This window comes from Rugosimonospora acidiphila (assembly GCF_039543385.1).
Classification (GTDB): Bacteria; Actinomycetota; Actinomycetes; order Mycobacteriales; family Micromonosporaceae; genus Rugosimonospora; species Rugosimonospora acidiphila.
Genome location: NZ_BAABJQ010000050.1, coordinates 1 through 18738 on the forward strand (window position 1 = coordinate 1; position 18738 = coordinate 18738).

Annotated in this window: 16 protein-coding genes and 1 pseudogene; 6 read left to right on the forward strand and 11 right to left on the reverse strand. The window is 72.6% G+C overall.

Annotated elements, in window-relative coordinates; translation table 11 throughout:
- Positions 1-115: 115 nt before the first annotated feature.
- Positions 116-532, forward strand: coding sequence for a hypothetical protein (locus ABEA87_RS40455; RefSeq protein WP_345639079.1), 417 nt, complete (start codon positions 116-118; stop codon positions 530-532).
- A gap of 14 nt (positions 533-546) precedes the next feature.
- Here ABEA87_RS40455 and ABEA87_RS40460 read toward each other — a convergent pair.
- Positions 547-909 (reverse strand): annotated as a pseudogene (locus ABEA87_RS40460) (response regulator); the annotation flags it as partial.
- Positions 906-1118, reverse strand: coding sequence for an ATP-binding protein (locus tag ABEA87_RS40465; RefSeq protein WP_345639022.1), 213 nt, complete (start codon positions 1116-1118; stop codon positions 906-908). The gene ABEA87_RS40465 and the pseudogene ABEA87_RS40460, both read right to left, overlap by 4 nt.
- 640 nt (positions 1119-1758) lie before the next feature.
- On the opposite strand from ABEA87_RS40465, the gene ABEA87_RS40470 reads away from it, so the two are divergent.
- A complete protein-coding gene (locus ABEA87_RS40470) occupies positions 1759-2694 on the forward strand; it encodes a CE1 family esterase (protein ID WP_345639023.1) in 936 nt (311 codons plus the stop codon).
- On the opposite strand, the gene ABEA87_RS40475 is transcribed toward ABEA87_RS40470, so the two are convergent.
- The 8 genes from ABEA87_RS40475 to ABEA87_RS40510 all read right to left on the reverse strand — a co-directional run bounded on the left by ABEA87_RS40475 (position 2666) and on the right by ABEA87_RS40510 (position 12473).
- The gene (locus tag ABEA87_RS40475; protein ID WP_345639025.1) at positions 2666-3328 is read right to left on the reverse strand and encodes an FHA domain-containing protein; all 663 of its coding nucleotides are present in this window, start codon (positions 3326-3328) and stop codon (positions 2666-2668) included. The genes ABEA87_RS40470 and ABEA87_RS40475 overlap by 29 nt on opposite strands.
- Before the next feature lie 269 nt (positions 3329-3597).
- On the reverse strand, positions 3598-4893 hold the full coding sequence (locus tag ABEA87_RS40480; RefSeq protein ID WP_345639026.1) for a VWA domain-containing protein: 1296 nt from the start codon (positions 4891-4893) through the stop codon (positions 3598-3600).
- Entirely contained in the window at positions 4890-5954 is a 1065-nt protein-coding gene (locus tag ABEA87_RS40485) for a PP2C family protein-serine/threonine phosphatase (RefSeq protein ID WP_345639028.1), read from the reverse strand. The genes ABEA87_RS40480 and ABEA87_RS40485 overlap by 4 nt, the downstream gene beginning before the upstream one ends.
- On the reverse strand, positions 5954-8368 hold the full coding sequence (locus tag ABEA87_RS40490; protein ID WP_345639029.1) for a serine/threonine-protein kinase: 2415 nt from the start codon (positions 8366-8368) through the stop codon (positions 5954-5956). Before ABEA87_RS40490 ends, ABEA87_RS40485 begins: the two co-directional genes overlap by 1 nt.
- Positions 8365-9573, reverse strand: coding sequence for a hypothetical protein (locus ABEA87_RS40495; protein WP_345639031.1), 1209 nt, complete (start codon positions 9571-9573; stop codon positions 8365-8367). Before ABEA87_RS40495 ends, ABEA87_RS40490 begins: the two co-directional genes overlap by 4 nt.
- A 3-nt stretch (positions 9574-9576) precedes the next feature.
- Positions 9577-10563 carry a glutamate ABC transporter substrate-binding protein gene (locus ABEA87_RS40500; RefSeq protein WP_345639033.1) on the reverse strand — a complete coding sequence of 329 codons (987 nt, stop codon included), beginning with the start codon at positions 10561-10563 and terminating at the stop codon, positions 9577-9579.
- Positions 10560-11915 carry a hypothetical protein gene (locus ABEA87_RS40505; protein WP_345639035.1) on the reverse strand — a complete coding sequence of 452 codons (1356 nt, stop codon included), beginning with the start codon at positions 11913-11915 and terminating at the stop codon, positions 10560-10562. The genes ABEA87_RS40500 and ABEA87_RS40505 overlap by 4 nt, the downstream gene beginning before the upstream one ends.
- 21 nt (positions 11916-11936) lie before the next feature.
- Positions 11937-12473: a GNAT family N-acetyltransferase gene (locus tag ABEA87_RS40510; RefSeq protein WP_345639037.1), complete on the reverse strand. Its 537-nt coding sequence runs from the start codon at positions 12471-12473 to the stop codon at positions 11937-11939.
- Positions 12474-13307: 834 nt separating this feature from the next.
- Between ABEA87_RS40510 and ABEA87_RS40515 the strand changes: the two genes are divergently transcribed.
- Positions 13308-14063, forward strand: coding sequence for a hypothetical protein (locus ABEA87_RS40515; protein ID WP_345639039.1), 756 nt, complete (start codon positions 13308-13310; stop codon positions 14061-14063).
- A gap of 122 nt (positions 14064-14185) precedes the next feature.
- On the opposite strand, the gene ABEA87_RS40520 is transcribed toward ABEA87_RS40515, so the two are convergent.
- Complete coding sequence (locus ABEA87_RS40520; RefSeq protein WP_345639040.1) at positions 14186-16519, reverse strand: amino acid permease; 2334 nt, start codon at positions 16517-16519, stop codon at positions 14186-14188.
- A gap of 163 nt (positions 16520-16682) precedes the next feature.
- On the opposite strand from ABEA87_RS40520, the gene ABEA87_RS40525 reads away from it, so the two are divergent.
- The 3 genes from ABEA87_RS40525 (at position 16683) to kdpA (ending at position 18701) form a co-directional block, all read left to right on the forward strand.
- Complete coding sequence (locus ABEA87_RS40525) at positions 16683-16838, forward strand: hypothetical protein (RefSeq protein ID WP_345639041.1); 156 nt, start codon at positions 16683-16685, stop codon at positions 16836-16838.
- A gap of 112 nt (positions 16839-16950) precedes the next feature.
- Positions 16951-17040 carry a potassium-transporting ATPase subunit F gene (locus ABEA87_RS40530; RefSeq protein ID WP_345639043.1) on the forward strand — a complete coding sequence of 30 codons (90 nt, stop codon included), beginning with the start codon at positions 16951-16953 and terminating at the stop codon, positions 17038-17040.
- Positions 17040-18701, forward strand: coding sequence for a potassium-transporting ATPase subunit KdpA (kdpA, locus tag ABEA87_RS40535; protein WP_345639045.1), 1662 nt, complete (start codon positions 17040-17042; stop codon positions 18699-18701). Before ABEA87_RS40530 ends, kdpA begins: the two co-directional genes overlap by 1 nt.
- Positions 18702-18738 lie beyond the last annotated feature (37 nt).

Consider the following 18738-nt stretch of genomic DNA (forward strand, 5'->3'; position numbering starts at 1 on the left):
TCGCGCCCCGCCCGCCCGGCCCGCCCGGCCCGGCGCGCCCGGCTCGACCCGGGCTGCCCGCCGGGGCGGGCGGCGGCCGGACGGGGTCCGACCGGCCGGGGCTACCCTGGTGGACATGCGCCGGTTCCTGGCGCCGCGCTGGGTGGCGCGGCACGTCGCGATGATCGTGCTGGTCGGGGCCTTCCTGGGCCTCGGCTGGTGGCAGATCGGGCGCGCCGAGGGCGGCAACGCGCTGAGCTACGGGTACGCCTTCGAGTGGCCCTTCTTCGCACTGTTCGTGATCTTCGTGTGGTATCGGGAGATCCGCGGTGAGTTGGATGGCCCACCCACCGATGAACCGAAGAAGGTGGAGGAGCCGCTCCTGCGGGTCAGCGTGCCGGCACCCAGCCGGCCGGTGCTCCAGGACGACCCGGCCGATCCGGCGCTCAACGCCTACAACGAGTACCTGGCCCGGCTGAACGCCAACCCGGACGTGCGCCCGTCCGACTTCCGCCGGGGGCGGGTGCCCGAAACCACCGACCCGGCCGAGTGAGCCCCGCCGGGCGAGCCGCGCGCCGCCGCCCGTACCGCCCGGAACAGCTCCTCCCGAGGGGTGTCCTTGAGCAGGTACCCGTTGGCCCCCGCCTCGATCGCGGGCAGCACGTCGCTGTCCGTGTCGTACGTGGTGAGCACCAGTACCCGCGCCGGTATCCCGCGATCGCGCAGCATCCCGATCGCGCGTACCCCGTCCGTGCCCGGCACCCGCAGATCCATCAGCACCACGTCCGGGCGCAGCGACTCCGCCAGCGTGACCGCCTCGGCCCCGTCGGCCGCCTCGCCCAGCACCTCGAACTCGGCGTCGCCGGTCAGCATCCCGCGTAGCCCGTCGCGCACCACGGGGTGGTCGTCCACGATCAGCAGCCGGATCACGCCGCGCCCCCCGACGGGATCGCCGGCACGCTGGCCGAGATGGCGGTGCCGCCGCCCGGCTCCGACTCGACCTCCAGCAGCCCGGCGATGCGCTGCAGTCGCTGGCGCATGGCCTTGAGCCCGAAGCCGCCGTCCTCACGGATGGGGACCTCGGAAGGTTCGAAGCCGACGCCGTCGTCACGCACGTCGAGCGTGACCTGATCCTCCATGTAGTGCGATGGTGGAAGGAGACGTCCTCGACTGCGACGGTGTCGCGGTACTGCTTGCGCAGGTGACTGACCTCGATCGCCGGTGTGCTCGTGTTGTCGTCCATGGCTTCAAGCCTCGTCGCGCGGCGGGGCCGGCGAATCGATCAGCCAGCGGGGATGCGGCGTGACTTCGGTGGACGGGAACGGTCAACCGCCGGGGCGCGGCGGATCAACCGATCGGTTGATGCGGGGGTTAGCCGCCGCGCCGCAGGGCAACCTGAGCTGTGGCCCACCCCGGTATCGCGCCCGCTTTCCGCCTGGGTGTCCGCCTCGGCGTCCGCGTCGGGTGCCGGGCTGGTGCGCCACGCGGTGCTGCGCCATCCGGCCGGCTGCCGCCCGCGGGCGCCGCCCGGTCGTGGGGGGTGCCTGGATCCCGGCGGCGCGCCTATCATGCCCTCGACGCGCGGGAGGGGCGGCACGGATGGGTGCGCTAGGACCGGCAGCACGGCGATCGCGCGGCGCGGCGGCCGCGCTCGTTATCGCGCTCGGGCTGCTCGTCGGCGGCGCCGCCGGATGCGACCCGGGCCGGTCCGCGCCCGTTGGCCGGCCAAGCCCGATCGCCCTCGCCGCCCCGGCGGCTTCGGCGGTCACGGCCGACGGGGTGGGCGAGCGTACCGCCACCGCCGGCTGCGGGCGGGCCGCGGCGCCCGGTCAGGTGACGATCACCGAGGCCATAGCCGGCCGGCAGCGCACGGTACGGGTGCGCATTCCCCCCGGGTACACCGGCAAGCGACCGCTGCCGCTGCTGCTCAACCTGCACGGCACCGGGTCAACGGCGGCCAAGCAGGAGCGGGCCAGCGGGCTGGACGCGACGGCCGACGAGCACGGTTTCGTCGTCGCGTACCCGCAGGCCGCCCGGCACAGCGGCGGCGGCTTCGCCTGGAACATCCCAGGTACGCCGTCGTTCGCCTCCCGTGGCCCCAACGATGTCGCGTACCTGGGCGACGTGGTGCGCCTGCTGGGCGAGCGGTACTGCGTGGACACCGGGCGGGTCTACGCGTCCGGGTTCTCCGGCGGCGCCCGGATGGCCAGCCAGCTGGCGTGTACCCCGCCGGTCCGGCTCGCCGGCCTGGTGGCGGTGTCCGGCATCCGGGCGCCATCCGGGTGCCACCCGAGCGGCGGCGCGGTACCGGTGCTGGCGTTCCACGGCACCGCCGACCGCACCAACCCGTACCACGGGCACGGGCAGCCGTACTGGACCTACAGCGTGCCGGTGGCGGCGGCCCGCTGGGCCCGGTACGACGGCTGCCCGGCCGGGGCGGCGACCGGCCGGCCGTTCCCGGGCGTGACGGTGACCTCGTACCGGGGCTGCCGCGACGGCGGCACGGTCGAGCTGTACACCCTGGCCGGCAAGGGGCATCGCTGGCCGCCGGCGTCGGGCGCGTTTCGGCCCAACGAGATCCTGTGGCAGTTCCTGTCCGGGCAGGGCCGGCCGGCCCCGTCGATCCCGCCGGATCCGTCGGCGCTGTCGGCCCTGCCGAGGCCGCCGGCGAGCCGGTCCGGCGCGATCAGATCCTGTGCAGGGTCAGGGTGCTGAACGCGCCGACGTGGATCCGGTCGCCGTCGGACAGCGGTACCGCGACGTTCTCCTCGACCGGTTCGGTCCGGTCGTTGAGGTACGTGCCGTTGGCCGAGCCGAGGTCGACCAGCGCCCACGCACCGTCCGGCTGAGCCACCAGCATCGCGTGGGCGTGCGAGACGGCGGGATCGACGGGCGGGCCGGTGAGGTCGATGTCCGGCTCGATGCCCCGGGAACGGCTCTGGCGCCCGATCAGCATCTGTGGCCCTTGCAGCGAGAATCGCCGCTCCGGGCAGAAGACCGGAAACGCGATCGGCTCGGCCTCCGGGTCGGCGAGGGCCTGCATCCGTGCGTGGTAGTCGCGGTCGGCGGAGACGGCCACGCGCCAGGCGGACGCCGGTGCCGGGTCGCGGCTCGGCAGCGACCCGTCCGGCCGCGCCGAGCGCGGCTGGGCACCCGCGCCGTTTCCGGCCGCCCCGGCCGGGGCGCCGTCGCTCCTGGCCGCGCCGGCGCCGGCGCCGGCATCCGCAGCGGCATCGACGCCCGGGTCCGCGCCGAAGTCCGGGCCGGGCGGCGGCATGCCGTTCGGCACGGCACCCGCCGGCACGGCACCCGCCGGCGCTTCGGCCCCCGCCGAGAGCTCCGCCGCCACGAAGTCATGGCCGCAGACCTCGCAGAACCGGTCGGCGCGCGGCGTGGAGCAATTCGGACACGACTCGCCCGCGATCAGCGTGCCACCGGCCGCCGAACCGCCGACCGGGGCCGCCGGCCGGGCGGCCGATCCGGGAGCGACTGATCCGGGAGCGGCTGAGCCCGGCGCGGCTGAGCCCGCTGCGGCGGAGCGGCCTCCGATCGGGGCTCCGCACTCGTCGCAGTAATCGGCGTCCGCCGACTGGTGTCCCTTCGGGCAGGTGGGCATCCCTAGCCCTCCTCGCTCTTCTTGACCCGGATGGTCTTCACCGAACGCACGTTGGCCAGTTCGGCGTCCACGCCGGCGACCTTGGGCTTGAGCCGGATCGTGCCGGTGGGCGCGTCGATCACCTCGACGACCCTGCCGAGCAGCTTGGCCGTGTCGGTGTGCCCCGACTCCTCGGCGAGCTGCACCGCCCGGCCCAACTTCGAGGTGGCCTTCTCGACGTCTCCGGCGTCCCGCGCGGCCAGCCCCTCCTGGATCGCGCTGGCCAGCTCGGCCTGGCCGGTGTAGTGCGCCACCCGCTGATTGATCTTCGTGGACAGCGCGGTGTCGTCGGTCCACGTCGCCAGCACCAGCGACTGCGCCAGCACGCTGTCGCCGCTGACCAGGCTCACCCGGGCGGCGAGTACCTCCTCGCCCACGGTGCCGACCGGCACCTGGATCGAGATGTGGTAGTCGCGGCTCTCCGCCCCCCAGGCACCGGTCGGGTACTCGCCGACCCGCGCGCTGAGGTCGGTGCGCCGCCCGGTCAGGTCTTCCACCTGCGGGAACGCCTGCTTGACGAACCGGACGGTCGCGCCGGCCGGGCTCCACACCCGCAGCGATGCCTCGGCAATCGCCTTGCCCATCGCGGCCTGGGTCATCGCCTGGAACGCGGCCGGCAACTCGCTGGGATCCTCCAGCCCGTCGGCGGTACCGAGCAGGGTCGACGCCACGCTGCGCAGCTCGTTGGCCACCCAGTCGGCGCCCACGCCGCGGCTGTCGCAGATGAAGCGCCCCTCGCAGTTGCTCAGGGTCGCCGCCAACTGCGCGGGAGTCTCGTGCTGGTTACGCCCGTCGGTGAGCATGATGGCGTGCTTGACCTCGGCCGGGTGGCCGGAGAACACCCGGTTGGCCAGGCCCAGCCACTCGCCGATCGCGGTGCCGCCCGCGGCGAGCAGCCGCTGCACCGCGGCCTTGGCCGCCTCCTTGTTGGCCGGTGTCGCCGGGGCCAGGGTGGAGTCTGGCGGGAAGACCATCTGCGCGTCGTGCCGCCCGGCGATGATGGCGAACGCCACCCCGTCGCGGAGCGTGTCGATCGCGGTGGCACAGGCCTTCTTCGCCTCGGCGAGCTTGGTCGGCGGGTTGGCCATCGACCCGGAGCAGTCGATCATGATGACCTCGGCGGCGGTCGGCGCGCCGCCGGTGTGCAGGCCGGTTCCGGTGGCGGTAACGGTGATCACGGCGTCCACGACGTCGCCGCCCGCGGGCAGGTACTGGTTCTGGTAGACCTCCGCCGTGAAGGCGGCGGCTGGCTCACTCATCCGGGTCTCTCCTCGGAACGTTCGATTGCGGGGTAGGGCAGTACGGCAACTGTCACGTTGTCCTGTCCGCCGGCGTTCAGAGCCAGCGCGACGAGGCCGCGCGCGGTGTCGATCGGCGTACCGGCCGGGGTGGCGGCGGCCAGCTCGGTCGGCAGCGGCCGGTACCGGAACAGCCCGTCGCTGCACACCAGCAGGCGGCCCGGCCCGGTCGGCCGGATGGTGACCAGGTGCGGCGCGGTGTCCTGAGCGTCGGCACCGAGCCAGCGCACCAGCGCACCGGCGGTCGCGCCCTGCGGGACCTCCGCCACCGGTACCCCGGTCGCGGCCAGCCGTCCGGCCAGCGAGTCGTCGGTGGTCAGCACCGCCGGCTCGGCGTCGCGGTCCGGCAGCCAGTACGCCCGGCTGTCGCCCACCCAGCCGACGCTGACCGAGTCTGCGGTCACCACGCCCGCCACGAAGGTGCAGCTGGGCGGGTTTCCACCGGGCCCGGCCCCGCCGGCCAGCGCGGCGGCGGCCTGAGCGGCCCGGGCCGCCGCCTCCAGGGCCGGCTCCGGACCGTCCCCGCCGCTCAGCGCGGCGAGCAACGCCTCGGCGGCGGCGTCCACGGCCGGGTACGACGCGGTGTCCGGGCGGGTCGAGGACGACACGCCATCACAGACCACGGCGGCCAGGGCGCCGGGCAGCAGCCCGATCGCCACGGCGTCCTCGTTGTGGCGGTGCCGGTGGCCGATGTCGCTGACCGCGGCGACCGCGCCGAGGTCCAGTTCGCTGTGGTCGCGGCCGGCCGGCCGGCGCTGGCCGCAGGTGTCGCAGTAGCCCTCCGGCCCGAACGCCGTGCCGCCGCAGGCGCCGCACGCGTTCGGCGCGCCCGTCGAGGTCAACCAGCGTGGTCCGGGCCGCGCCGGTGCCACCGTGGCGACGCCCGCGACCAGGTCGTACCGGCACGCCTCGCAGAACCGGTCGGACTCGCCGACGTCCGCGCCGCAGGACGGGCACGACGTCCCGTGGGCGGCCGGTGCCCCGGTCGACTCGGCGGCGAGCGGCTCGCTCTGCGGCCCCATCAGACGACCGTCCGGGGGCGCACGGAGTTGGCCAGGTCGACCAGCGCGTGCCGGGCGCCGCGGTCCGGCTCGAGCGAGGCGAGGGCCCGGTACGAGCGTTCCAGCCCCAGCCGGACGTCCCGTTCGCTGAGCACCTGACCGAGGATCCGGCCGGCGGTGGCCGTCCGCTGCGCCGGTACCGTCCGCTGGCCCCCGCCGTTCGGGGCGCGGCCTGCGGCGGCGGCCTGCCCGGGTACCCCGGCGCCCGTACCGCTGCCCCTGATCACCCACGCCAGCGCGGTTCGGAACACCTCGACCGACAGCGTCTCGCGGCGCTGCTTGTCCAGGCGCAGCCGCTCCAGCCGGGTCGACGCGTCCAGCAGGTCCGCCTCGGCCAACCCCACCGGCTCCTGGTCGAGATGCACCCGGACCGCCGCGATCTGCGCCGCCACGTGGTGGCTGGAGCTGTCGGGTATCTCGTCGTAGATCGCCCGCGCCCCGGCCCGGTCCCCGGCCGCCAACCTGGTGCGGGCCAGCCCGAACGCGGCGCTGACGAAGCCGTGGTCGACCCGCCAGACCCGTTCGTACAGGCGGGCCGCGGCGGCGAGGTCACCGGCCAGCTCGCCGGCCGCGGCCGTGGCCAGCTGCGCGGCCGGCTCGCCGGGCAGCGCGTCGTAGACCTTGTCGAACAGGTCCCAGGCCGTCGTCGGTTCGGCGGCCGGATCGGACAGCGCCAGCAGCCCCGCGTACCAGTCCAGCCGCCAGTCGTACGCCTCCGGCTCGGCGGCCGGCAGGGCGGCCCGGGCGCCGGCCAGGTCGCCCGCCTCCAACCGGGCGCGGACCAGGCGGAACGTCAGCTCCAGGCTCGTGACCGGCGCGGTCTCCAGCGCGGCCACGGTACTGGCCGGATCACCGCCCGACAGGGTGGCCAGGAACCCGGCCGCCGGGTCGGCCGGGTCGACCAGCGGCAGCGGCAGGGCGGCCACCACCTCGAGCCCGTCCAACCGTGCCGCGGCCGACTCGTGTGGCACTCCGAACGCCCGCCGCTCCGGGGTGAACTGCCCCGAGGCGGCCGGTCGCGGTATCCCGTCCTCGGCGCTGAGCACCTCGCGCAGCACGCCGGTCAGCTGCTCGGCCATCTCGCCCGCGGACGGGAACCGCCGGGCCGGATCGGTGTTCGTGGCGCGGCGCAGCAGCCGGTGGTAGGACTCCTGCGCGGCCAGCAGGGGCACCGTCTCGGCCGGCGGAAGTGAACTGGCGTACCGGGTGCTGAAGCCGGAGAAGTCGAAGCTGAGCACCGCCAGCGACCGGCCCACCGTGTAGAGGTCCGAGCCGATCGACGGGCCGACGGTGGCCAGCTCGTTCTCCGGTGCCTGGTAGCCCGGCGTGCCGTAGAGGGCCGAGACGTCGTCGCCCATCCGGCGTACCGCGCCCAGGTCGATGAGCTTGAGCTGCTCCTCGGCGTGGATCACGTTGTCCGGCTTGAAGTCGCAGAACAGCAGCCCGCGATCGTGCAGGTAGCCCAGGGCCGGGAGCACCTCGATGCCGTACGCGAGGACCTGCGCCAGCGGCAACGGCACCCGGGTGCCGTCCGGCCCACGGTTGTTCAGCGCGAGGTCGCGCAGCGACCGGCCGCCGACGTACTCCATGACGATGTAGCCGACGTTCTCGCCGGTGTCCGGGTCCGGGTGTTGCGCGAAATCGTGGATCTTCACGATGTTCGGGTGGTCGACCTCGACCAGGAACCGTCGCTCGGCGACCGCCGCGGCCATGGCGTCCGGGTCGCCGGTGTTGATCAGGCCCTTGAGGACCACCCACCGGTCGGTGCCGGCCTCACTGATGTTGCGGTCCCGGGCGAGGTAGATCCAGCCCAGGCCGCCGTGGGCCAGCGCGCCGAGGATCTCGTACCGGCCGTCGATCAGGTCGCCGGGGCGCAGCTTGGGCTTGAACGAATACCGTGCCCCGTCGCGCGGGCAGAAGCCCTCGACCCGGCCGGGCTGCCCGTTGCGGCCACGCCCGACCGGCTCCCCGCACTTCGGGCAGTACCGCTGGGACTCCGGTACCGCCGGGTCGGACTGCACCGCGGTGGCCGGGTCGCGCAGCGGTACCGGCGGCACCACCACCAGGTTCGCGCCCAGCCGGCCGCGACCGGCGGTGCGGCTGCGGCTGGACCGGCCGGTACCGGTGGAGACACCGGCCAGGCCGGCGCCGGTGGGCGCACCGCCGCCCAGGGTCGCCGCCGAGGTCATTCCGCCGCGCGAGCCGGCCGGGGCCGCTCCGCCGGTGGGCGACCCGGCCGGGGTCGCCGCGCCGCTGGGCGAGCCGGCCGAGGCGGCCGCGCCCACCGGCGCCTTGTGGCCGCACTCGTCGCAGTACCCGTCCGCCGCGTAGTGACCTGTGCAGCCGGGCCGGAGGCAGGGTGGGGCGCTGGTCATCGGGGCTCCTTGCTCGAAGCGATCAGCTCGGCCAACGCCTGCTGGTAGGCGTACACGGCCCGAGTGGACTGGCGGAGATCACAGGGCGCGGTGAACAGCAGATCATGGGCCCGCTGGTAGCGCACGGACAGGTCGGTGTCCTCGGCGAAGCCGACCCGGGCGGCCTTGGCCCGGTACGCGTCCAGCCGCCCGCGCAGCTCCTGGCGGCGGGCCAGCAGGCCGTCGGCCGCGTCGCGCAGCTGCTCGGCGCGGCCCCGCGCGAGCCGGGCCGATTCCTCCAGCGCGGCGAGATCCTCGGCCAGCCGCACCCACTGTCGTTTGTGGACGTCGTCCGGGCCGGGCAGCGCGGCGCGCAGCCTCCCCGCGGCGGCCGGCGGTACGGGCAGGTCGGGAGCGAGGATCTTCTCCTCCGCGCGGGCGTACGCGTCGCGTACCCCGGACTCGGCCGCCGCCACCTCCTCGACCAGGGTGGCCAGCGCGGCGATCCGATCCGGGTACCGGTCGCGCAGCGCGGCCAGTCCGGCCACCCGCTGCCGTACCGTGTCCAGCTCGGAGGCCAGCTCGCCGGCCAGGTCGCGTACGGCGGCCCGAAGCTGCCCGGCCGGCGCGGCGGTGAGCGGGTCGCGCAGGTTGGCGGAGCGCCCCTGGTCCAGCCGCTCACCCAGCGACCGGGTCAGCTCCGCGACGCCCAACTCCTCGGCCTGGCCCGCAACCGCCCCGAACGCCTCGGTGAGCGGCGCGAAGCATCCGGCCACGGCCGACCACGCGGCGTCCACCTCGGCCAGTTGGGTGGTCATCGTGCCGCAGCGCTGCTCCAGCCCGTTGCTCAGCTCCCGCACCCCGAGCAGGGTGGCCACCGCGGTGCTGCCCGCCTCGACCGGCAGGCCGGTGCCGTCCAGGGCGAGTACCGGCTCGGCCAGCAGCAGCCGCAGGGCCTCCCAGTCGTCGTCGCCCAGGCGGCGCTGGCCGCGAATGGCCCGGGCGCGGTCCAGCAGGCCGGTGAGCGCGTTGAAGTGCGCCCACAGCAGGTCCACCTCGGGCGAGATGGCCCGGGCCCGCTCGGCGGTGCGCCCGGTCAGCCCGGTGCCGCGCAGAAAGGCCAGGCCAGCGTGGCTGTCGATGACGAACATGGCGGCGGCTATCCGGTCGTGTGCCGCACCCAGTCCGGTCAGCGCCTGGTCCGCCGAGTGTCGGTCCATGGGCATGCGTCAGTCCGAATACTTCGAGGCCGGCGGCGTAGGCGCCGGCCCGCCGAGCCAGTGATCGTAGAGCTGCGCCCAGGTGCCGTCGGTCCGCATCCGGTCGAGCACCCCGTTGACGAACCGGACGAAGTCGGTGTCCGACTTCTTGATCGCCAGCCCGTGCGGCTCGTCGGTGAACCGGGGCCCGACCACCTCGGTGTTCGGGTCCTGCTTGGCCAGCCCGGCCAGGATGTTGTCGTCGGTCGACACCGCCTGCACCTGGCCCTGCTGCAGCATCACCAGGCAGTCGGTCCAGTCGCTGACCGACACCGGGATCGGGTGCGACGGCTCGGTGGCGATAGTGACGATCGAGGTGGTGCCGGCCGCCGCGCACACCTTCTTGCCGCCCAGGTCGCCGATCGTGTGGTACGGCGAGCCCTTGGTGACCAGGATCTTCTGCCCGGCGTCGAAGTAGTCGGTGGAGAACTCGACCTGTTGCAGCCGCTCGCAGTTGATCGTCATCGAGTCGGCCACGATGTCGACCTGACCCTGCTGCACGAACGGGATGCGCTGCGCCGAGGTGATCGCGACCAGCTGGAGGTGGTTGGGGTTGGCGTCGCCGAAGATGGCCTGCGCGATCCGCTTCGCGATGTCGATGTCGAAGCCCACGATCTGGCCGGAGACCGCGTCGCGGTAGCCGAACAGATACGTGTTCTGGTCCACCCCGACGGTCAGGTGGCCGTGCTTGACGATGTCCGCCATCGTCGAGCCGGCCGGCATCTGGCCGGGCGCCGGCAGGGTGGCCGGCGGGCGCAGGCTGGCGCGCGGGTCGCAGCTGCCGTCGGAGGAGTCGGTGCCGCCGGGGGCGGCGCTGGCCGGGTCCTGTACCCCGGCGGGGATCGGTGCCCGGAAGGTCGGTGCGGTGGAGCGGACGGTGGAGTCCGGCGATCCGCAGCTGGCCAGGGAGGCCAGCAGCAGGCCGGCCGCGGCGGTGGCGAGGAGCCTGTTCTTCATCGATACTCCGCGATGCGCTGCTGAAGGCCCGCGACCATCCCGACGAGCAGGAGGACGGTCAGCACGGCCAGCCCGATGGGTGCGGCGGCGAGCGCGCCGGCCGCCGAGCGGGCGTGCCGGTCGAGCGTCGCGCTGGTGGCCGCGATTCCGGCCGCGAGTTGTTGATCCAGGTGGTTGAACGAACTCGCCGAACTCGCCGGATCGTCGCCGATGGTCAGCGTGACCGCGCGGGTGTACTCGCTGTTCTTGTTCGCGTCGTCCGCCTTCTGGTGGGTGGTGCGCCAGTCCTTGGCGGACGAGATCGCCGCGTTCACGGCGGTGCGCACGGTCGGGTCGGTGGCCGCGGCGCCGGCCTGGTGAAGCAGGCCGCTGTCGCCGTTCTTGCCGACCAGGTCGGTCAGCATGGTGCCGTAGTCGGTGTCGAAGCTGGCGCCGTTGCCCCTGGCCACCAGGGTCAACGCCTCGTCGGCCCGGGCCTGCAGGGCGTCGATGCGGGCCCGGGCGAGCACCTGCTCCTGTGCCGAGCCGTCGCGCTGCGCGCTGGCCAGTTCGCCGCGCGCGCCCAGCCAGGAGGAGCCCAGCCAGATCAGCGCGGCCAGGCCCATCGCGGTCGCGCCCACCAGACCGAGGTTGAACAGGCGGTTGGTGCGGCGGGTCAGGGTGACCTGGGCGTACCCGAGGCCGGCCAGGGCCAGTACGGACAATGCGATGGCCAGCCACGGGAACCCGGCGGCCGCGTCGGCGTCCGAGTCGAAGCGGGTGGTCTCGGCGTCGTAGAGCCGCTTGGCCGCGGTCAGCAGTTGATCGCGCATCAGCGCCGAGGCCTCCCGCAGGTATGCCGCGCCGACCGGCAGGTTGAGCCGGTTGTAGGTGCGCGCGGTCTCCACCAGGCCGGCGTAGACCGGCAACTGCGCCGAGATCTCCTGCACGGCGGGCTGGCCGGGATCGGCCGCGGTCGCGCTGGTGAGCGCGGCGCTGGCCGCCGCGATGTCGTTGTCGTACCGGGTGCGCAGCGCGGCCGGCTCCTGCCCGTTCGACAGGAACGCGTTGGCCGCGATCGCGTCCGCGTCGGACAGCGACCGGTACAGCTCCTGGGCGTCGACCGTGAGCGGACCGGTGCGGTCGATCACCGAGTGCACGTGCGAGGAGCGCTGCACGACGCCGATGACCGCGGCCAGCCCGGCCGCGATGGCGAGCGCCGCGAGCACGACCATCAGCACCGTGAGCCGGCCGGGGGTGCTGCTGGTGCGCGCCGTGAGCCGGGTGGCCAGCGGTGAGCCGGTCCGAGCCGGCGCTCGGGTCGGTGCGGTGGCGGGCGGGCTCAACAACGCCATGGCGACCTCATCAAGCACCCCCGGTCCTCGGTAGTGCGATTAACGGTAGTCATCCGGGTCAAGGTCGGCTCGGACATGGCCCATGCGTGGCTCTGCGTTGTCGCCGAGCGGTTTGGCGAAGCAGAGCGATCCGGGGATCGTGTCGTAGGGCGGGAACAGGGGGACCGGCCGGTAGCCGTGTCGTTGGTAGAGCCTCACCGCTTCGGGTTGGCGGTCGCCGGTGTGCAGCAGGATCCGGGTGGCACCCGCGGCTCGCGCGGCGGACTCCGCCGCGGACAGCAGCGCGGCTCCGACGCCCGTGCCTCGCGCTGCCGGAGCGACGTACATGCGCTTGAGTTCGATGTCGCCGAAGTGGTGGCGCAGCGCGACGTGGCCGACCGGCGTCTGATCGAGGTAGGCGAGTGCGGTGTAGGCGACGGTGGCGGACTCGACCGAGGTCTGCGGCGATCGCTGACGCGGGTCGCTGATCCGGTCGGCGTACCGGTGTTCGATCTCGGCAACCATCGCGTCACGCAGGGACGCGGCGTCGGGATGATGCCATTCGACGGGGACGACCTGAAGAGTCGATGCTCGCACGCCCGGAGCCTATTCGGCCGACCGACGTTCCTGAAGCGAGTATCGGGTCGCGCGGCGGGCCCCTGATCGCCGGCGGCCAACGAGGCCTCCACCGCCCACCGTGCGCACGTCTTCCAGGCCGGACGGACCATGACGGCGCGGTAGCGGATCCGCTACGCCGCTCTGCGCTGACATTGCAAGACGCGCTAGCGCTCGGGCGGCGGCGTCGAGGTGGTGCAGTTCGAGGACTGGGTCGCTCCCACCGTTTGCGTCGGCGTTAGCCCCTCGGCGATCCACTCTCGTACACGTGCGCTCCACGACATACCGCGTCGATTGGCCACCACCCTGATCTGCTCAAACATTGCCAGGGGTACGCGCAGCGACTTTCCGATCTTCATTTCGCCATCCGGGTGGCTGGCCGGCTCGATCGGCTCACGACTGATCCGCGGCTGCCCGCTCGATACGACCTCGATGAGTTTCCTGCCTCGTCGGATGGTTTGCGGGGTCGGGGTTGGGTAGCGCAAAGTAACTGTCGAAAATGGGCATGATTCGGGCGTATGGCGCCGGTCGGATGGGCTGCCCGACCGTTCACCGTTGCGACATGTCGATGTCGCCTGGGCCATGACCTTCCCTTTTGAGAGGTGTGGGTCGCGGCCTGCCCGGCACGGCCGGTAATGGTGTGACCCCGGGCACGATTACGGGGAGTGGTGTTGCTCGCGTCGATGGTTGCCGTGCACGGTGCCAAGGGCGCCAACCCCCGGCGTCCCCCCGGCCCCCCACCGGTGGTGTTTGCTTTTACCCGAACGGAAACGACAGTTGTTCACCTACATCCGACGGCCCCGCGTCCCCCGCGCGGTGCTAGTCAGACGTCTGGCGCTGTCCGCCACGTGCGGCGCGGCGCTTGCCGTGGCGGCCATCGCCCCGGCGCACCAGCAGGCCGCCGCGAGCGCGGCACCGAGCGCCGAGTCCCTCGCCCAGTTCGCCGCCGGCACCGACCAGGGCACCGCCGAGCGCGGCACCGCTGAGCGTGGCAACACGGTCTCCCGTGCCGCCGAGCGCACCGCCCCGCCGGCGGTCGGCCAGTCCGCCATCCCGGTACGCGAAGTCACCCCGGCCGAGCCCCCGGCCGCCCCGCAGCCGACGGCGCCCGCGCCGACCATGGCGCCCGCGAAGGCGGCCACACCGGCGAAGCCGAAGGCGCCGGCCCAGCCGGCGCTGCCGGTGATCCCGGGCCTCGACATCTACCAGCGGGAGAACGCGCAGACGATCGTCGACGTGGGTCGTGCCATGGGTATCGACGAGCGCGGCCAGATCATCGCGGTGGCGACGGCGCTGCAGGAGTCGCGGCTGTACAACCTCTACGTCGCCGTCGATCACGACTCGCTCGGCCTGTTCCAGCAGCGCCCCAGCACCGGCTGGGGCACCCCCGCCGAGATCACCACCCCGTCGTACGCGGCCCGGGCGTTCTACAACCGGCTGCTGGACACCACGTCCGACTGGGGCTGCCTGACCTGCGCCGCCCAGCGGGTGCAGGGCAGCGCCTTCCCGGACGCGTACGCCGCGCAGGAGTGGCTGGCGACGACGATCGTGGACGCGTTCTACAAGAACTGAGACGCGTTCTTGAGGAACTGAGACGCGTTTCTGCAAGAGCTGGGACGCGTTCGACAAGAACCGACAGCGGGCCCGGGCCTCCAAAAGGCTCGGGCCCGCCCCTTTCTCGGCCCGCCCCTGTCTCAGTCCGAGGGCAGCAACTCGTAGCGCGGGTTGGCGATCGCCGGCTCGCTGTCGTACCGGCCGACCGTCCCGTGTACCCGGATGGCCTGGCCGGGCGAGATGCCGGGGATGTGGGTACGCCCGTAGAACAGGACGAGGAAGCTGCCGGTGTCGTCGACCACCTCGCAGCGCAGCAGGTGACCGCTGCCGTTGGGCTGCACCTCGATCGACTGGATGACCCCCTCGGCGTCGTGCCGCTGATGCGGACGCAGGCGCGCGGCCGGGGTGGCGTTCGTCGGCCGGTGCCTCGCCGGCTTCGGTGACGCACCGTTGCGCTCGGTTGTCGGCTGCGGACCCTGGGCCGGCGGCAACTGCTGGAGCTTGTGGATCGCGGCGTCCACGTCGAACGGCACGATGGTCGCGGCGGCGTGCGGAATGCGGCTGACCGAGGCGGCGATCCGGTCGGCGCTGTGCGCGTGCAGCACCCGGGCGGCCAGCCCGTACGCGCGCCGGGGCAGCACCACGGTCACCTCGGTACGCCCGTCCGCGGTCAGCTCGGAGGTCATCTCCATCGCGGCGCGGCGCAGCCGGCGGTCCGGGCAGTCGCGCAGTTGCAGCGGGATGTCGCCGCGCTGGATGTTCGACCAGCGCTCGGCCAGCCGCTGGGCGTGCACGTTGTCCACGGCGAAGTGCACGGCGTACAGCGTGTTGGGGCGCAGGGTCCGGGCGTAGCGCAGGGCGCGCAGCGCGGCCAGGTCGAGGTCGTCGACCAGCACCACGATCACGTGCCGGGAAGGGTTGGGCCCGGAGTCGATGATCGGTGCCAGGCTGGACAGCGCCGCCTCCTCCTCGCGGTACCGGCGGTTGACCCGGATCAGCAGCAGGAACAGGATCGGGAAGACCACCACGATCAGCCAGGCGCCCTCGGTGAACTTGGCCACCGCGAAGATGAGCACCACGAGCAGGGACAGCACGCCGGCCGCTGCGTTGATGGTCAGCTTGAGGCGCCAGCGGCCCTCCCGGTGGGTCCGGTGGTACTTGGCCATCCCGAGCCCGGCCATCGTGAAGCCGGTGAACACGCCGATCGCGTAGAACGGCACCAGCGAGTTGACCCTCGCCCGGGTCACGATCAGCAGCACGACGCTGACCGCGGCCAGCAGCAGGATGCCGTCGGAGAAGACCAGCCGGTGCCCGCGCCGGGTCAGCCGCCGGGGCAGGAACGAGTCTTCGGCGACGAAGCTGGCCAGGAACGGGAAGCCGTTGAAGCTGGTGTTGGCGCCGGTGTAGAGGATCAGCGCGGACGCGGTCTGCACGGCGCCGTAGATGATGGTGCCGAGCGGGCCGCCGCCGGCGACGATCCGGGCCTCCTGCGAGATGACCGACGGGTACCCGCTGGTGTACGGGGTCGCGTGCGTCAGGTGGGCCAGCAGCGATACCCCGGCGACCAGGAAGCCCAGCACGCAGGCCATGGTGACCAGCACCTTGCGGGCGTTGACGCCCTCCGGCGGGCGGAACGCGCTGACCCCGTTGGAGATGGCCTCCAGCCCGGTCAGCGATGAGCCGCCGTTGGCGAAGGAGCGCAGCAGGGTCAGGATCAGCGCGCCGGCGACCAGACCGGACGTGTGGTGCACCGTGATCGTGCCGGGCAGCGTCGAGGGGTTGTAGTGCCCGAGCCGGCCCAGCGCGGCGCGAATCAGGCCGGCGACGATGATGGCGCCCAGCGCGACGGTGAAGAGGTAGGTGGGGAGGGCGAAGGCGCGGCCGGCCTCCCGGATGCCGCGCAGGTTGCCGTACGCGAGCAGAATCACCACGCCGACCGTGATCTCCAGGCTGTACGGGCCGAGGGCCGGTATCGCCGAGGCGACCGCCACGGTACCGGCGGCGGCCTGCACCGCCACGGTCACCACGTAGTCGATCAGCAGGGCCACGGCCGCGATCTGGGCCACCCTGGGGCCGAAGTTCTCCCGGGCCACCACGTAGGACCCGCCGGCCTTCGTGTACACCTGCACCACCTGCCGGTACGACAGGGTCAGCAGCACCAGGATGAACAGGATGACGCCGGTGATCGGCAGCAGCAGGGTGAACGACAGCAGCCCGAAGATCGGCAGCAGCTCGATGAGCATTTCCTCGGTGCCGTACGCGGATGAGGAGATGCAGTCGGGTGCCAGCACGCCCAGGGCCAGCGGTCGCGACAGCCGTTCGCCGTGCAGGCTGGCGGTGGTCAGCGGCGGCCCGAGCAGGCGCCGCTTGAGCCGGTAGCGCCAGGTCTCGGGGACTTGCGGCATCGTGATCGGGGGCGGCAGATCGGGCGTGCTCAGCGGGGCCTGTTTCTGCGGTGCGGGGGGTTGAGGCACTGGTACACCCTTTCCTGTCCGCCCGCGCCAGAACCGGAGGTGGGGCGTCAAGAAAACGTAAAAACGTCAAGATTCCCGTTGGGCACTTGCGCTAGCGCGGGGGTGTGTGTTCGTCAGGCGTGTCGAGATCAACTCTGCCCCTTTCGGGACCCCTGCTGGGGGATTGCGACGAAAATTCACCTTTCCGGGCCCCGTTCAGTGCCACGATCACGGTGAGCTGCGGGAGGAGAGGCAGATGGAGGACTTCATCTTCGTGCTGCTGACCGTGGTGGTGTTCGCGGCGCTGGCGCTGGTCCTCAAGGCGGTCGAGCGCCTGTGAGCGGGCATCGGCCGGGTGAGCGCGGCGAAGCCACCGCTCCAGTGAGGATCGGGAACCTCGAGTTCAGCGCGCCGGTGCCCCGTGGCGCCCGCGCGCGAAGTGGGGAGGTCGCGTGACCGCCGCCAACCTCGCCGGGCTGATCCTGGTCCTGATTCTCGGCGTGTTCCTCGTGCTGGCGCTGCTGTTTCCGGAGCGCTTCTGATGAGCGACACCACCGCCGGCATCCTGTTCATCGTCTCGATGGTCGTCGTGCTCGGGCTGCTCTACATCCCGATGGGCAACTACATGCACTGGGTGATCTCGCGGAAGCGGCACCTGGTCGTGGAGCGCGGCATCTACCGGCTGATCGGGGTCAATCCGGAGGGCGAACAGTCCTGGGCCGGGTACGCGCGCGGTGTGCTGGCCTTCTCCGTGATCTCGCTGCTGTTCCTGTACCTGTTCCAGCGGGTGCAGAGCGGGCTGTGGCTGTCGCTGGGCTTCCCGAACGTGCCGCCCGACCTGTCCTGGAACACCGCGGCCAGCTTCGTCGCCAACACCAACTGGCAGGCGTACTCCGGCGAGTCGACCATGGGCCACCTGGTGCAGATGGCCGGCCTGACGGTGCAGAACTTCGTGTCCGCCGCGGTGGGCATCGCGGTGGCCATGGCGCTCGTGCGCGGGTTCGCCCGGAAGCTGACCGACCAGCTGGGCAACTTCTGGGTCGACCTGGTGCGCATCACGCTGTGGATCCTGCTGCCGATAGCGGTGATCAGCGCCATAGTGCTGATCGCCGGTGGCGCGGTGGAGAACCTCTCCGCGGGTACCGACGTGCACACCATCGCCGGCAGCACCCAGCACGTGACCGGCGGCCCGGTGGCCAGCCAGGAGGCCATCAAGGAGCTGGGTACCAACGGCGGGGGCTTCTACAACGCCAACAGCGCGCACCCGTTCGAGAACCCGACGAGCTGGACCAACTGGATCGAAATCTTCCTGATCCTGCTCATCCCGTTCTCGTTGCCGCGCACCTTCGGCAAGATGGTCGGCAGCAACCGCCAGGGATACGCGCTGGTTTCCGCCATGGGCCTTCTGGCGATCACCAGCGCCGTGCTGGTCAACGTGTTCCAGGGCATCCACCACGGCACGGTGCCGATGGCGGTGGGTTCGGCGACCGAGGGCACGGAGAGCCGACTCGGAGTGCTCAACTCGGCGACCTTCGCCAGCGCGACGACGCTGACCTCCACCGGTGCGGTGAATTCGTTCCACGATTCCTATACCGCGCTGGGCGGCGCGGTGCCGCTGGCCGACATGATGCTCGGCGAGGTGGCGCCGGGTGGTACCGGTTCCGGCCTGTACGGCATTCTGATCCTGGCCGTCATCACGGTGTTCGTGGCCGGCCTGATGGTGGGGCGCACCCCGGAGTACCTGGGTAAGAAGATCGGTTCCCGGGAGGTGAAGTTCGCCTCGCTGTACATCCTCACCACGCCGACCCTGGTGCTGGGCTTCACCGGCCTGGCCATGGCGCTGGGCGGCGAGCGGGCCTCGATGCTCAACTCGGGCGCGCACGGCCTGTCCGAGGTGCTGTACGCGTTCACCTCGACGGCCAACAACAACGGCTCCGCGTTCGCGGGGCTGTCCGTCGACACGATCTGGTACAACACGACCACCGGCCTGGCCATGCTGCTCGGCCGGTTCCTGCCGATCGTGTTCGTCCTGGGCCTGGCCGGCTCGCTGGCCAGGCAGAAGGCCGTACCCGAGTCGGACGGCACGCTGCGGACCTACCAGCCGCTGTTCGTCGGCATGCTCGTCGCCGTGACGCTGGTCGTGGTGCTGCTGACCTACTTGCCCGCGCTCGCTCTCGGCCCGCTGGCCGAGGGAGTGCACTGAGAGACAACTGGTCCGGATCGTTGCGCGGCGCCGGACG